Here is a 14,780-nt window from a genome sequence, read left to right as displayed (position 1 = left end):
CCCCCCCCCCCCCCCCCCCCCCCCCCCCCCCCCCCCCCCCCCCCCCCCCCCCCCCCCCCCCCCCCCCCCCCCCCCCCCCCGCGTCCAGGGAAGCCCCCGGCGGCTCGCCCATCGGCAGGACCGGCCGGGATCGGAACCATCGAGACGCCGCCCATCCCTGCTCCCCAGCAACGTTCGGGCTCTCCCGCCACATCCGCCCCTCCTGTCGGGGACCATGGGCGGACCAGTCCGTCCGACCCGGTAGACAGGTGACATGGAGAGCCCTGCCGACATCCAGCTCGGTGATGTCGTCGCGCCGCCGACGGTGGTCTCCATCGAGCTGACCTCCACGCCGGTGCTCAGCTACGCGCTGGCGCACAACCGCATCCCGGTCGTCTCGCGCCTGGCGCTCACCTCGCAGCGCTCGCTGCGCGGGGTCACCGTGCGCCTGTCGGTGCGCGACGCCGAGGGCCCGATCGCGCAGGCCGTCGAGCTGCTGGCCGACGTCGACGGCGGCCGCACCACGGTGCTCACCGGGATCGGCCTGGTCATGGACCCGGCCGCGATGCTGCACGTCGAGGAGCAGCGCCCCGGCGTCGTCGACGTCGAGGTGTGGCTCGACGACACGCTGATCGGCGAGGCCTCCGCGCCGGTGCAGGTCCTCGCCGCCAACCAGTGGCTGGCCACTCCCCTGCCGCTGGCGCTCGAGATGCTCGCCGCGCACGTCATGCCCAACCACCCCGCGGTGACCGGGCTGGTCACCGAGGCCGGCGAGCTGCTGGCGGAGCGGACCGGCAGCGGCGCCATGGTCGGCTACGCGGCCACCGCCGAGCGGGTGGACGAGGTGGTCGCGGCGCTGGCCGAGGTCGTGCGCCGCCGCGGGATCCGCCACTCCGAGCCGCCGCTGAGCTGGGCCGACCTCGGCCAGCAGGTGCGCTCCCCCGGCGACGTCCTCACCTGGCGGGTGGCCACGCCCCTGGACGCCGTCGTCCTCCTCGCGGCGGCGCTCGAGCAGGCCGGCATCCGGCCGCTGCTCTGGCTGGCCGAGGGCGCCGGCGGGGTGCCGGCGGGCGGGGCGATGGCGGGCGGGGCGCACGCCTTCCTCGGCTACTGGCGGGAGGAGCGCAGCTCCGAGTCCGCCGCCACGACCGACGGCGCGCCACTGGTCAACCTGGTCGACCTCGGGCTGATCGGCCTGGTCGAGACCACGCTGCTCACCGGCGCGGGCGAGCCCGGCGCCGACCTGCACGGCCCGGCGCACGAGCGCTGGCTCGCCGGCGAGCTCGAGCGCGTCCTCGGCGTCACCGACGTCCACCGCGCCCGGCGCGACGGCATCCTCCCGCTGCCGGCGCGCGCCCGGACGCCGGAGGGCCTGCTGCAGGTCGTGGAGTACCGGCCGGCCGAGCACAGCGCCCCGGCGTTCCCCGCCGGGCCGGTGCCGGCCCACCAGCCGAGCCGTCCCGAGGCGCCGCCCCGGGTGCAGCAGTGGAAGAACGCGCTGCTGGACCTGAGCCTGCGCAACCGGCTGATCAACTACACCGAGCGCGCCGGGCTGCCCCTCACGCTGCCGGGCACCGCGCTGCCGATCCTGGACAACTTCATCCACGACGGCACCCCGATCACGCTGCTGCCGGGCGACCGGCTGGCGGCCGTGCAGACCGAGCGCGGGCTCGCCGGCGCCGGCGACCTGCCCGCCGAGCGGCTCACCGAGCTGCTGGTCGAGCGGCGCGAGGTGCACGCCGACGTCACCTCCGGCGGGTACCTGCCCCGGCTGCGCAACCTCGCCTACCGGGCCAAGACGGTGCAGGAGGAGACCGGCGCCAACAACCTCTACCTGGCGCTGGGCTCGCTGGTGTGGGAGCTCGACGGCCGACCGCTGCGCTCCCCGCTGCTGCTGGTGCCGGTCGTCCTCGCGCCGGTCGGGCGCACCGGCTCCTACCGGTTGTCGCTGGACGAGTCCGGGGCGAGCACCCCGAACTACTGCCTCCTGGAGAAGCTGCGCCAGGTGCACGGCCTGGTGGTCCCGGCGCTGAGCGACACCGCGGAGAGCACCCCGGACCTCGAGCGCGCCCTGGAGGCGGTGCGGGTGGGCCTCGTCGGCCACGGCCTGCCCTACCGGGTCGAGGCGACGGCGGACCTGGCGATCCTGCAGTTCGCCAAGTACCGCCTGTGGAAGGACCTCGACGAGCACTGGGGCGACTTCAGCCGGAACCCGCTGGTGCACCACCTCGTGCACGAGCCGACCGAGCCCTTCCTCGACCCGGCGCGCGACTCCGGCGCCCACGTGGACCTCGACGAGCTCGCCGGCCGGCTGCCCGTCCCCGCCGACGCCTCCCAGCTGCGCGCGATCGCCGAGGCCACCGCCGGTCGCACCTTCGTGCTGGAGGGCCCGCCCGGCACCGGCAAGTCGCAGACCATCACCAACCTGCTCACCCGCGCGGTCGCCGACGGCAAGCGCGTGCTGTTCGTCGCCGAGAAGCGCGCCGCGCTCGACGTCGTGGCCCGTCGGCTGGACGCCGTGGGCATGGGCATGTTCGCCCTCGACCTGCACGACAAGGGGTCGCGCGCGTCGATGGTCCGGGCGCAGATCCGGCTGGCGCTGGAGCACGCGATCGCCGTCGACGAGCAGGGGCTGGCCACCGACTCCGAGACGCTGCGCTCGGCCCGCCGGCAGCTGGCCCGCTACGCCGACCGGCTGCACGCCGAGAACGCCGTCGGCCTGTCGCTGTACAGCGCGCGCACCGCGGAGCTCACCGCCGGCACCGACGTCCCGGCGCTCCCGGTGCCCGAGCCGTTCGTGGCCAACGCCCCGGCCGAGGTGCTGACCGCCGTCCGCCGGGCGCTGGCGCTGCTGCCCGACATCGCCGACCTCACCCGGCCGTCGCCGCGGCACCCGTGGGCGTTCGTCGACTCCCCCGAGATCGACCTGCCGGCGGCCCGCGCGGCCGCGGCCGAGGTCGACGCGGCGGTCCGCGAGGTGTCCGGGTTCCCCGAGCTCGGCGGCGTGCTCCGCCACGTCCGGACGCCGGAGGACCTCGACGCGCTGGTGCACCTGCTCTCGGGCCCCCCGGTGGGCCTCGACGTGCTCGACGAGACGTTCAGCGGCCGCTGGACCACGGCGACCGGCGCGGTGCTCGGCGAGGTCGCCGCCTTCACCGCGTTCCGGCACCCCGGCCTCGACGTCGCCACCCCCGAGGTGCTCGCACTGCCCCTGGCCGAGATCTACGTCCGCGCGCAGACGGCCGCGGCCTCCGGGTGGTGGGGCCGACGGAAGCGGCTCGTCGCGGTGCGCGACGAGATCGCCGCCGCCCTGCGACCGGGGGCGAAGGTGCGGCCCCGGGACGTCCCGCTGCTGGTGGAGAACCTGTGGCGGGTGCAGACGGCGGTGCAGGCGATCGCCGGCCGGGTCGGCTCCGTGCCGGGACTGACCGCGCCGCCGGGCTGGAACCCCTTCACCGACCCCGGGCTGCTCGAGCGCCAGGTCGAGTGGCTCCGCCGCGCCGGCATCGCCGTCGACGGGTCCTCGCCCTTCCACGTCGCGCTGCGCAAGCTGATCGTCGCCGGCATGCCCGCCGCACCGGAGCCCGCCGAAGCCGTCGCGCGGCTGCGCGACGCCCTCACGTCGCTGCTGGCCGTCTGCCGCAGCTCGTCGGACCAGCTCGCCGCCTGGGCCGGTGAGGACGGCCTGGTGCTCCGCTGGTCGATGACCCGCCCGGAGCGCGGCCTGCTGACACCGTCCGGGTCCGGCGCGGAGCGCTCGGTGCTCGTGTCCCTGCGCCGCTGGGTCTCCTTCCTCGACACCCTGGAGCCGCTGCGCTACGCCGGGCTCTTCGACGCCCGGACGATGCTGATCACCGGCGCCGTCGCGGCCGACGACGCGGTGCGCGCGCTGGACCGCGGCCTGGCGACCGCGTCGGTGGCCGAGCGGCTGGTCGCCACCGGGCTGGACGCCTTCGACGCCGAGGCCCACGAGGCGGCGATCGCCCGGTTCACCGAGGCCTCGCGGGCCGTCCGCCAGCACCTGACGGCCGCGCTGCCGGCGTCGGTGCTGGCCGCGAGGCCCTTCGACGCCGCGATGGGCACCGGCCAGGTCGGCGCGCTGCAGCGGGAGCTGGCCAAGCAGCGGCGCGGCCTGGGCGTGCGGCAGCTGCTGGCCCGGTACGGGGAACTGATCACCGCCGTCATGCCGTGCGTGCTGGTGTCGCCGGACTCGGTGGCCCGGTTCTTCCCGGCGCGGGCCGACCAGTTCGACCTGGTCGTCTTCGACGAGGCCTCGCAGATCCGGGTGGCCGACGCCATCGGGGCCCTGGGCCGGGCCCGGGCCGCCGTGGTGGTCGGTGACTCCAAGCAGATGCCGCCGACGTCGTTCCTCGAGCCGACGACCACGGCGAGCGACGACTCGGTGGAGCTGGTGGAGACCGCGGTCGAGGACGAGGAGTCGATCCTCGGCGAGTGCGTGCAGGCGCGGGTGCCGCGGCACTGGCTGTCGTGGCACTACCGCAGCCAGGACGAGTCGCTCATCGCCTTCTCCAACGCCCAGTACTACGACAGCCGGCTCTCCTCCTTCCCGGCGCCCACGCACGGGCGCGCCTCGGCCGAGCCCGACGGGCGCGGGGTCTCGCTGGTGCGGGTGCCCGGGACGTTCCACCGCTCGGGTGCCGGCCGGCTGCTGCGCACCAACCCGGTCGAGGCGAAGGCGATCGTCGCCGAGATCCGCCGCCGCTTCGACGCCGTTCCGCAGTGGGAGGGCATCGACGCCGTCCCCTCGATCGGCGTGGTCACCTTCAACGCCCAGCAGCGCTCCTACATCGAGGCGCTGCTGCGCGACGCCGACGACGACCGGCTCTCCGCCGCGCTCGACCGCACCGACGGCGAGGGCCTGTTCGTCAAGAACCTGGAGAACGTGCAGGGCGACGAGCGCGACGTCGTCTTCTTCTCCACCGGCTTCTCCCCCACCGCCGACGGCACTCTGCCGCTGAACTTCGGCCCGCTGAACCGGCAGGGCGGCGAGCGCCGGCTCAACGTGGCGATCACCCGGGCCCGGCGCCAGGTCGTCGTCTTCACCTCCTTCGACCCGGCGCAGCTGCGGGCCGAGGAGACCTCCTCGGTGGGCATCAAGCACCTGCGGGCCTACCTCGACATGGCCGAGCAGGGCACCGACGTGCTGCCGCGCTCACCGCGCTCGGCGGCGGTGGTCGACCGGCACCGCGAGCAGATCGCGGCCGCGCTGCGCGAGCGCGGGCTGGTCGTGCGCACCGACGTCGGCCTCTCGGAGTTCCGGATCGACCTGTCGATCAGTCGAGCCGCCGACCCGGAGACCCCGCTGATGGCGGTGCTGCTGGACGGGCCGGCGTGGGCGCGCCGCGGCACGGTCGGCGACCGGGACGGGCTGCCGCCGGAGGTGCTGGGCGACATGCTGCGCTGGCCGGTCGTCGAGCGGGTGTGGCTGCCGGCGTGGCTGGCCGATCCGGCCTCCGTCGTCGACCGGCTGGTTGCCGCTGTGGACGCCGCCCCCGCGGTCCCCCGGCCGGCGCCCGAGCCGGTGCCGTTGCCCACCGCCGCCGTCGAGTCGTTCAAGGGCGTGGCCGCGCTGCGCTCCTCGGTGACCTCGATGGCGGTGCCGACAGCGACCGCCCGCCCGGCGCCCAAGGCGGCCGCGAAGAAGCCCGCCGGACCGACCGCCCTGGAGGGCGAGACACCGTTCGTGCCGTGGATCCCCAAGACCGCCGGCGAGAAGTCGGTGCTCGACGAGCTGCCGGCCTCGAAGGCCGCGCGCGCGGTGCGCCGGGTGATGGTCGCCGGCATCAAGGCCGAGGGGCCGGTCCACGTGGACCGGCTGGCCAAGCTCACCGTGGGCGCGTTCGGGCTCAACCGGGCCACGGAGGCGCGCAAGCAGATGCTGCTGTCCCTGCTGCCGCCGTCGGCCGTCGACGGGGAGCACCTGTGGCCCGAGGGGATCGACCGGGCCACCTGGACCGGGTTCCGCCGGCAGGTGTCGAGCACCGACCGGCCGCTCGAGCACGTGGCACCGGAGGAGGTCGCGAACGCGATGGCGGCGCTGTGCCGGGCGGCCGCGGGGATGCAGCGCGAGGAGCTGCTGACCGCGACCGCCACGGTCTTCGGCTACAAGCGGCGCGCCGCCTCGGTGACGCCGGTGCTGGAGAAGGCGCTGGCCTGCGCACTGGACTCCGGCCGCCTCATCGAGCAGCCGACCGGCCTGCTGACCGCCTGACCCGGACGGGGGATGCAGCACGGAACCGCTTCGGTCGATTCCTTGAGAGCACAACGATTTCAAGGAGGAACGTCTTGCGCATCGCCTGCCGGGCCACGGTGCCCGCCACCGAGAACCAGGTCATGACCGCCGTCCAGGAGGTCCTCGACCGGCGCGGGTCGATGGCGCACGCCCCGGTCACCATCGCGGTGTCCGATGCCGTCGCGCTCGGCATCGCCGGCTTCTTCACCAGCCACACCGACTCCGGGCAGGTGCTGGACCGCTTCTTCCGGGGTGGCGACGTCGACAGCACCGCGCTGCTCGAGGCCATCCAGTTCGAGCAGGGGTATGCCTCGGCCGAGCAGCACTCCGCGCTGCACTGCCTCGCGGGCTGGGTGCAAGCCCGGGTGCACGCCCGCAGCGCCGCCTGAACCCGCGGCCGGCCCCTCGCCGTCGGCTCAGCCGACTGTGACCGACCCGGTCCGGACCGGCACCAGCTCCACCCAGGTCGTGCCGGGGGCGAGGAACACCGGGTTGCCGTCCGGCCCGGTCAGCGCGACCGGATCCGCCGGGCCGCCCTTGGCCCAGGTGGCGGCGAGCGTCTTGCCGCCCGTGGCGACGAGCGCCTCTCCCCCGCCGACCATCACCGTCTCCGGCACCGGGTTGCCGGCCGGGTCGGTGAACGCGGTGTCGACGACCTCGACCCGCAGGACCACGACGTTGGTCGCGCGCAGCGGCGTGCCGTCGGCCTCGACCGCGGGGACGCCGGCCTCCGCGCGCACCCAGCGACCGTCGGGCGGGCTCCACGTCCAGCGCGGCCGGCTGATGCCGGAGAGCTTCAGGTCCACGACGCCGGTGGGCACACCCGCCAGCACCGCGCCCGCCTCCTCCGGGGTCCGGGCCAGGAGGAACTGGCCGCCGGGCGGCTTCCCGTGGGCCTGGTCGGCCTGCGCCAGGAACGCGTGCGGATCGGCGTAGGTGTTGTGCGGGGCGGACCGGCCGGGCAGCCGGTGGAAGCCGCCGGCGCCGGCGTCCTGGCTGACCACCTGCAGCCCCGAGTCCGCAACGGCGTCGACGAACGGCCGCTGCCCGCCGGAGAAGGCGAAGAGCCCGCCCAGCGGGGCGGCGATGGCGGCGTCCATGGGCCGCACCGAGCGCACCGGGCCGATCTCGGCCGGCACGGTGGAGTGGTAGACGGCGACGTAACGGGGGATGCCGCCCTCGACGACCTGCTCCCACACCATGTCGGCGGCGTTGAGCCCCGTCTGCGGGCGGGCGTCGACCGAGTTCTCGATCTTCACCGCCAGCGCGGGCCGGTAGACGTCGGTGCCCTGGCTGTCCAGGCCGGTGAGCGGCCACAGCACCGGCGGAGGCGGCGGGGTGGTCGACGCGGGCGCCGCGGCCGGGGTGCCCGGCTCGGTACCGCAGGCGGCGAGCGCCGCGACGAGGAGCATCGCCGTCCCGAGACGGCGGGCGGGGGCAGCGAGCCGAGGAGCCCACCGAGTGGAAAGGGTCACGCTCGCACTCCTCCGACGTGGGCAGGTCCGGCTCCCGCACGGGGCCGACCGCCGACGCTAGGGCGACACCCGGCCGGAACCGGCCCGCCGCTCCGCCGCCCGCACCCTTCGTACTGCACCCGTTACACGGCTCCCGGCGGCGGCGGCGAACCACCCGCAGCCGAGCAGGGTGAGCGTTCCGGCGACGACCGTGGGCGCCCACGCCGGCTCCTGGCGCACGACGTCCCCCGTGCCCGGCTCGGTCCAGGTGCAGACCACGCCGATCGGCCAGGCGGACGCAGTCCCCGCCACCCGCCAGGACTCGTGGGGCGGGGAGTACGGCGCGCCGCGCGACGTGCACACCTCGTGGCGCCCGTCGCCCACGGCCGGTGCCCAGGCGACCGCGAGCGTGCCCACGGCGACGGCGAGGCCGAGCAACACCAGCACGAAGCCCGGCGCGCTGCCGGGCCGCGCCGGGCGGCCCGTCGTCCCGTTCCGCACGCGAGCAGGGTGCCTCAGCACGCGCCGCCCCCGCGGCACGGACACACGCGATGGCTCAGGTGCGGGCGATCCCGAGCAACGTCACGTCGTCGGTCCGCGGTGGGTCGAGCGCGGCGAGCACCGCGTCGAGCAGGGCCTGCGGTTCCACCGGCCCTCCCGCGACGGTTGCGCGCAGCTGCTCCAGCCCGGCGGTCAGCCCTCCCGCCCCACGCTCGACGAGCCCGTCGCTGACCAGCAGCAGGCGGTCGTCGCCCTGGAGGATCAGCCGTGCCTCTCGGTAGCCGGCGACGTCCAGCAGCCCCAGTGCCGGACCCCGGCCCTCGTGCAGGTAATCGGCGTCGCCGCCGCTCGCGTGCAGCACGGGCAGGTGCCCGGCGTTGGCGATGGCCACCGCGCCGGTGGCCGGGTCCAGCTCCACGACGACGGCGGTCGCGAGCTCACCGGGCAGCAGCGCGGCGATGAGCTGGTTCAGCCCGTCGAGGGCGGCGGCGGGGCCGGCGGCGCGCAGCAGGTGGGCGCGCAGCGCGTGCCGGAGCTGGGCGGTGATCGCCGCGGCGGCGAGCCCGTGCCCGGCGACGTCGCCCAGCACGATCGACACCCGGCCACCGGGCAGCGGCACCAGGTCGTACCAGTCACCGCCGACGACGTCGAACTCGCTGGGCAGGTAACGGGCGGCCAGCTCCACGCCGGGCACCGTCGGCAGCTGCTCCAGCAGCAGCGTGCGCTGCAGGGCGGCGGACAGCCGGTTGTCCTCCGTCGCACGGTTCACGGCGGTCTCGGTGAGCAGGCCGGCCAAGGCGCGCGCGGCGGCGACCTCGTGCGCGCGCCACGGCTGCGCCGTCTCGCGCACCGTCTCGCTCCAGGCGTCGAACGAGCGGCGCGGGCTCAGCCGCGGCCCGGCGTCGGTCTGCGCCGTCTTCGGGGTGTGCGGGTTGCCGCCCCAGGTCACCTCGCGCAGCGTCTCCGGCCGGAACCAGGCGACGAAGTCCCCACGGCCGCCGGCCACCTCGGCCACCTCGGCCACCAGGACGCCGCTGGCGGTGCCGGCGAGATCGGCCGCCTCGGGAGCGACCCGGCTGACGGTGTCGGTGGCGGGTACCCCGGCGTCGAGCAGCGCCCGCACGAGCGGGACCACCCGATCCGCCGGCGGGGTGGTGCCGAGCAGGTGGAGCTCACCACCGATCCGCACGGCCGCGCCGCCGGCGGGGATCAGGTCCAGCGCGGTGACGTCGCCCTCGGTGAGGGCCTTGCCCGGCCTGCGCGGGGCACGGCCGATGGCGGCAGCGAGCTCGGCCTGCCGCTGGGCGACCTCGACGACGCCGCTCTGCTCACCGGCGACCACAGTCGTGGGCAGCAACAGCGAGGCGGTGCGCCCGAGGAACTCGGCAGCGATCCGGTCGGTGTAGGAGGGGCGGCGCGGGCCGGCGTAGTGGTGGCAGGCGATGAGGCCCCAGAGCCTGCCGCGATCGATCAGCGAGATCGACATGGAGGCGACCACACCCATGTTGGCCAGGTACTCCAGGTGCACCGGCGAGACGCTGCGCAGCATCGCTCCGGAGAGGTCCAGCGGGCGTCCCTCGACCGTCCCGGGCTCCAGCGGGACCGGCTGGTAGGTGGCGTCGGGGATCAGCCGCATCCAGTTGGCGGCGTAGAGCGCCCGGGCCTGGGCCGGGATGTCGCTGGCGGGGTACCAGAGGCCCAGGAAGGGATCGAGGTCCGCGCGGCGGTCCTCGGCGATCACCTCGCCGTTCCACGCGGAGTCGAAGCGGTAGACCATCACCCGGTCGAAGCCGGTGAGCGCGCGCAGGTCGCGGGCCAGCACGTCGGACAGCTCGTCGAGGGTGCCTGCGGCCGACAGACGCTGCAGCACGCTCGGCAGCCGGCGGTGCCAGGCGCTCCCGGCCTCCTCGGCGCCGCGGACCGGTTCCCACTCGGTGACCAGCAGCCCGTCGGCGCGGTGCGCGACGAGGTCGACGTCGGTGCCGGCCACCCGCACCCGCAGGGGGTTCAGCTCGGCGAGGTCGCCCGCCAGACCCGCGCGCAGCCGAGCGGCGTCGGCCGGCTGGAGCAGCTCGTCGAGCGAACTGCCGGCGACCGGGCGGCCGAAGAGGTGCGCGGCGTTGGCGGAGGCGACGACGACCCCGAGGCCGGGCTCGGCCACCGCGAGGAGCACACCGTGCGGCTGCACCGCGCCCGGGACGGCGATCGGCTCCTCGGCGCAGCGGGCGAGCGCGTCGTCGTCGACGGTGGTGGGGCCTGCTGGGGAGCTCGTCACCGAGGGGACGTTACGTGGCGACGGGGTCGGGCAGGTCGCCGACGGAATCCACGATCGGCACCACCGCCTCGAGCTTCAGCAGCTCGATCGGCAGCCGCACGGGGCGGTTGCTCCGGGGGGCGAGGACGTGCAGCTCGGCGCCGACGGCAGCGGCCCGGCGAGCGACGGAGATGAGGGTGCGGGCGCCGGAGGAGTCGAGGAAGACCGTCGGCGTCAGGTCGACCACGACCGCCTCGGGCGCGGTGGCCAGCAGTGCCTCGGCGGCCTCGGCCAGCTGCGGGGCCGTGGCGATGTCCAGCTCACCCCGTACGGTGAGGCCCGGTCGCCCGGCGACCGTCGTGCGCTCCACGTCGAACAGCACTGTTCACCTCCCGCACCACATCGCCCCGGGGTCCGAGGGTAGGCCACCGGGGAAGGGGAGGGCGACCGTGAACATCGACTTCAGCGTGCGGTTGCCCACCGACGCGCACAGCGTGCCGCTGGCGCGCGGGCTGCTGCGGCAGGCGCTCGAGCACTCGGCGGTGCCGCAGACTGCCATGGACGAGATCCTGCTGGCGCTCACCGAGGCCTGCGCGAACGTCGTCGACCACGCCGCCGAGCACGGGGCCTACGAGGTCGCCGTCTCGATCGACGAGGCGGTGTGCCGGATCAGCGTGCTCGACGGCGGCGCCGGCTTCGACGTCGGCTCCGCCGAGGACACCCCCACCGCGCCGCTGGACGACCGGGGGCGCGGACTGGTGCTGATGCGCGCGCTCGTCGACCGGTTGCGGTTCGTGCAGGAGGACGGCCGGCACCGGGTGACCTTCGAGAAGCGGCTGGGCACCCAGTCGCACCTGCGGCTGCTCGACCCGCTCTGACCGGTCCGCGGCTCAGCCCCGCACCGGGATCGGGTGCGGCGCCACCAGTTCCGCCAGCGCCTGCCCCCACCGCCGGGCCCGGTCCTCCTCGCCGTCCAGCAGCGGGCCGACGACGTCCGCGACGAGGAAGTGCTCGGCCGGTGCGGCCAGGGTCGCGCCCAGCCGGCGGAGCAGCTTCTCCTCGGTCCGGGCCGCGTGGTCGAGCGCGGTGACCAGCACCGGGCGGTCCATCCGGGTGTCGAAGGCGGCGGCCTGGATGCCGCGCGGCAACCACACCGTGTCCAGCCACTCGTGCAGCCCGAAGGGGACGTCCGCTCCGTGCTCCCGGACGGCGCTCTCCCGGGTGACCGGCCGGGGCATGCCGAAGGCGTGCGTGGGACCGCCGACCACGAGCAGCCGCACGTCGGCCAGCACCTGGATGGGGGCCTCGCGCGCGCAGGCGACGTCGACCGACAACCGGCCGCACAGCCCGTGGGCGACCGCCATCGCCACCCGTTTCGCGTCCCCGGACACCGATTCGTAGACGACCAGGGCTCCGGGCATCGACCTCACCGCCTCGCGCGCCGCTTCCGGGGGCGCCGACCGTAGGCCCGTGCGGCCACCCGTGGGGCAGATCACCCACCAAACCGTGACCTCCCCGTCCGGGCACGGGGCGTGTCGTCGACGATGGGCGGTGTGAGCAGCACTCCTGGCGACGACGCGGTGCCCGACTCCTTCGCCACCGCGGTCCGGGAGGCGGGCCGCCGGCTGGCCGGGGTGGCCGAGCGGACGCCGTTGCAGCGCAACGCCCGGCTCTCCGGGCTCACCGGCGCCGACGTGTGGCTCAAACGCGAGGACCTGCAGGTGGGCCGCTCGTACAAGATCCGCGGCGCCTACAACACCATCTCCGGGCTGGACGACACCGCCCGGGCGGCCGGTGTGGTCTGCGCGAGCGCCGGCAACCACGGGCAGGGGGTGGCCTACGCCTGCCGCGCCCTGCAGGTGCCCGGCCGGGTCTACGTGCCCGGGACGACGCCGCGGCAGAAGCGGGAGCGGATCGCCGCGCTCGGCGGCGACATGGTCACGCTCGTCGTCGCCGGCGACTCCTACGACGAGGCCGCCGCCGCGGCCGCGGTGGACGCGGCCACCACCGGGGCGGCCCTGGTGCCGGCGTTCGACGCGCTGAGCACCGTGACCGGGCAGGCGACGGTGGCGGTGGAGCTCCTCGAGCAGCTGGGCGCCGCGCCCGACGTCGTCGTATTGCCGGTGGGCGGCGGAGGGCTGCTGGCCGGGTGCGGCACCTGGCTGCGCCACCACTCCCCCACCACCCGGCTGGTCGGGGTGGAGCCCGCGGGGGCGGCCGGCATGGCGGCGGCGCTGGCCGCCGGGGAGCCGGTGGAGCTGCCGGAGATGGACACGTTCGTCGACGGCGCGGCGGTGCGGCGGGTGGGCACGGTGACCTATCCGCTGGTGCGCGACTCCGGCGCCGAGCTGCTCGCCGTACCCGAGGGCCAGATCTGCACCGAGATGCTCGACCTGTACCAGGCCGACGGCATCATCGCCGAGCCCGCGGGCGCGCTGTCGCCGGCGGCGGTGAGCGGTGGCCTGGTGGCCGTGGAGCCGGGGCAGACCGTCGTCTGCCTGCTGTCGGGGGGCAACAACGACGTCAGCCGGTACTCCGAGGTGGTCGAGCGGTCGCTGGTGCACCGCGGCCTCAAGCACTACTTCCTGGTCGAGTTCCCGCAGGAGCCGGGTGCGCTGCGCCGGTTCCTGGACGAGGTGCTCGGCCCGGACGACGACATCGTGCTGTTCGAGTACGTGAAGCGGGACAACCGGGAGACCGGCGCGGCGCTGACCGGGATCGAGCTCGGCAGCGCCGACGGGCTGCCGGCGCTGCTGGCCCGCATCGAGGCGAGCCCGCTGCGGATCCAGCTGGTGGCGCCGGGCACGACGGCGTACCGCTTCCTCATCTGACCCGTCGGACGGTGCCCCTGGGGCGCCCGGGGTGGCCGGGGCGCCCTCCCGTGTCGCACCCTCTCCGGGCTCGTCCCGCCACCTAGCTTCCGAATCCTGGTCGTCTCGTTCCGGGGGGAAGCTCATGGGCACGCGTGTCTCGTTCCGGCCGCAGCGGGTGGTGCTGGGCCTGGTCGGGCTGGTCACCCTGCTCTTCGTCGTGGCCGGTGTCGCCACCCAGGGCATCGGCGGCGGCCTGCTCATGGCCGGCGTCGTCGCCGTCCTGATCGGCATCGGGGCGGCGATCACCGGGCGGGCCCGGTGGGCGTTCATCTCCAGCCGGCGGGTCGCGGGCATCGTCTGCGCCGCCGGGCTCGCCGCCGTCCTCGTGGGGACGGCGACGGGCACGCCGACCGCTGCCCTGACCGCCGCCAGCGGCACGGTTCCGGCCGTCCCGACCGACTCCGCCGCGCCGCCGACGCCGTCCCCGAGCGACGAGGAGGTCGACGCGGCGGTCGCGGAGGCGGAGACCGCTGAACGGGCGCACCCCGTCGACGCCCTCACCAGCAGCACGGCCGGACTGCTGGACGACGCCGCGGCCGACCAGGCCATCGACGCCGCCGGCCGCGCCACGGCGCTCGCCGCCCTCGCCGCGGTGGAGGTGAAGGGCCGGGCCCCGCGCACGGGCTACGACCGGGACAACTTCGGCTCCGGCTGGGTCGACGTCGACCGCAACGGCTGCGACACCCGCAACGACATCCTGGCGCGCGACCTGACCGGCGAGACCTTCAAGGCCGGCACCCGCAACTGCATCGTGCTGACCGGCGATCTGGCCGACCCCTACTCCGGCCGGGGCATCGCCTTCCAGCGGGGGCAGGGCACCAGCGACGACGTGCAGATCGACCACGTCGTCGCCCTGTCCGACGCGTGGCAGAAGGGCGCGCAGGCCCTGGACCGGTCACGCCGGACCGCCTTCGCCAACGACCCGCTGAACCTGCTCGCCGTGGACGGCCCGCTCAACATGCAGAAGGGCGACGGCGACGCCGCCACCTGGCTGCCGCCGGACCGCGGCTACCGGTGCGCCTACGTGGCTCGCCAGGTGGCCGTGAAGGTGAGCTACGAGCTGTGGATGACCCAGGCGGAGAAGAACGCCATCGCCACGGTGCTCGCCTCCTGCCCGGGCGAGCCCCTGCCAGGCGGTGTGGTGGCCGTCCTGCCGGAGCCCGCGCCGACCACGGTCGCGCCGGCCCCCGCACCCCGGTCGACGGCTGCACCCGCGCCGAAGCCGGCGCCCGCACCGCTGCCCGCCCCGGCACCGGCTCCTGCTCCGTCGCCCGCGCCGGCTCCCGCCCCGGCCCCTGCGCCCGCTCCCCCGCCGCCCCCGCCGCCGGCCCCCGCCCCGGCCGGCACCGTCCACCCGGGAGCGTTCTGCTCGTCGCAGGGCGCGACCGGGGTCACGAAGACGGGCACGCCGATGGTCTGCACGACGACACCCACCGACGACCGCGCCCGGTGGCGGTCGGCCTGAC

General features: G+C 75.8%; 10 protein-coding genes. 5 read left to right on the top strand and 5 right to left on the bottom strand.

Annotated features, from left to right (window positions below; translation table 11 throughout):
* Positions 1-253: 253 nt before the first annotated feature.
* Complete coding sequence (locus ACI79Q_RS20105) at positions 254-6,211, top strand: DUF4011 domain-containing protein (protein WP_456615247.1); 5,958 nt, start codon at positions 254-256, stop codon at positions 6,209-6,211.
* A gap of 74 nt (positions 6,212-6,285) precedes the next feature.
* Positions 6,286-6,621 carry a hypothetical protein gene (locus ACI79Q_RS20100; RefSeq protein WP_456615246.1) on the top strand — a complete coding sequence of 112 codons (336 nt, stop codon included), beginning with the start codon at positions 6,286-6,288 and terminating at the stop codon, positions 6,619-6,621.
* A gap of 27 nt (positions 6,622-6,648) precedes the next feature.
* On the opposite strand, the gene ACI79Q_RS20095 is transcribed toward ACI79Q_RS20100, so the two are convergent.
* From ACI79Q_RS20095 to ACI79Q_RS20080, 4 genes are read right to left on the bottom strand one after another with little or no spacing between them, the layout of a single operon-like run.
* Complete coding sequence (locus ACI79Q_RS20095; RefSeq protein ID WP_456615245.1) at positions 6,649-7,707, bottom strand: DUF3048 domain-containing protein; 1,059 nt, start codon at positions 7,705-7,707, stop codon at positions 6,649-6,651.
* 57 nt (positions 7,708-7,764) lie between these two features.
* Entirely contained in the window at positions 7,765-8,187 is a 423-nt protein-coding gene (locus ACI79Q_RS20090) for a hypothetical protein (RefSeq protein WP_456596327.1), read from the bottom strand.
* Between the two features lie 55 nt (positions 8,188-8,242).
* On the bottom strand, positions 8,243-10,462 hold the full coding sequence (locus ACI79Q_RS20085; RefSeq protein WP_456588558.1) for a SpoIIE family protein phosphatase: 2,220 nt from the start codon (positions 10,460-10,462) through the stop codon (positions 8,243-8,245).
* A gap of 10 nt (positions 10,463-10,472) precedes the next feature.
* Positions 10,473-10,823 (bottom strand): STAS domain-containing protein, encoded by a 351-nt coding sequence (locus ACI79Q_RS20080; RefSeq protein WP_456596325.1) that lies wholly within the window; start codon positions 10,821-10,823, stop codon positions 10,473-10,475.
* Between the two features lie 67 nt (positions 10,824-10,890).
* Between ACI79Q_RS20080 and ACI79Q_RS20075 the strand changes: the two genes are divergently transcribed.
* Positions 10,891-11,319 (top strand): ATP-binding protein, encoded by a 429-nt coding sequence (locus ACI79Q_RS20075; protein ID WP_456615244.1) that lies wholly within the window; start codon positions 10,891-10,893, stop codon positions 11,317-11,319.
* 12 nt (positions 11,320-11,331) lie between these two features.
* On the opposite strand, the gene ACI79Q_RS20070 is transcribed toward ACI79Q_RS20075, so the two are convergent.
* On the bottom strand, positions 11,332-11,862 hold the full coding sequence (locus ACI79Q_RS20070) for a flavodoxin family protein (RefSeq protein ID WP_456615243.1): 531 nt from the start codon (positions 11,860-11,862) through the stop codon (positions 11,332-11,334).
* A 123-nt stretch (positions 11,863-11,985) separates the two neighbouring features.
* Between ACI79Q_RS20070 and ilvA the strand changes: the two genes are divergently transcribed.
* Together ilvA and ACI79Q_RS20060 are read left to right on the top strand one after the other, a co-directional pair.
* Positions 11,986-13,272 carry a threonine ammonia-lyase IlvA gene (gene ilvA, locus ACI79Q_RS20065; protein ID WP_456588588.1) on the top strand — a complete coding sequence of 429 codons (1,287 nt, stop codon included), beginning with the start codon at positions 11,986-11,988 and terminating at the stop codon, positions 13,270-13,272.
* A 124-nt stretch (positions 13,273-13,396) separates the two neighbouring features.
* Positions 13,397-14,779 (top strand): HNH endonuclease family protein, encoded by a 1,383-nt coding sequence (locus ACI79Q_RS20060; RefSeq protein WP_456615242.1) that lies wholly within the window; start codon positions 13,397-13,399, stop codon positions 14,777-14,779.
* Position 14,780: the final 1 nt, after the last annotated feature.

The organism is Blastococcus sp. SYSU DS0828, assembly GCF_054050975.1.
The sequence above is the reverse complement of the archived record's forward strand: the minus strand, read 5'-3'. Positions and strand labels throughout refer to the sequence as shown.

Excerpts from the sequence above, each read along its gene's own strand:
- ACI79Q_RS20105 (WP_456615247.1), top strand. The coding sequence starts at position 254 with ATGGAGAGCCCTGCCGACATCCAGCTCGGTGATGTCGTCGCGCCGCCG.
- ACI79Q_RS20070 (WP_456615243.1), bottom strand. The coding sequence starts at position 11,862 with ATGCCCGGAGCCCTGGTCGTCTACGAATCGGTGTCCGGGGACGCGAAA.
- ilvA (WP_456588588.1), top strand. The coding sequence starts at position 11,986 with ATGGGCGGTGTGAGCAGCACTCCTGGCGACGACGCGGTGCCCGACTCC.
- ACI79Q_RS20060 (WP_456615242.1), top strand. The coding sequence starts at position 13,397 with ATGGGCACGCGTGTCTCGTTCCGGCCGCAGCGGGTGGTGCTGGGCCTG.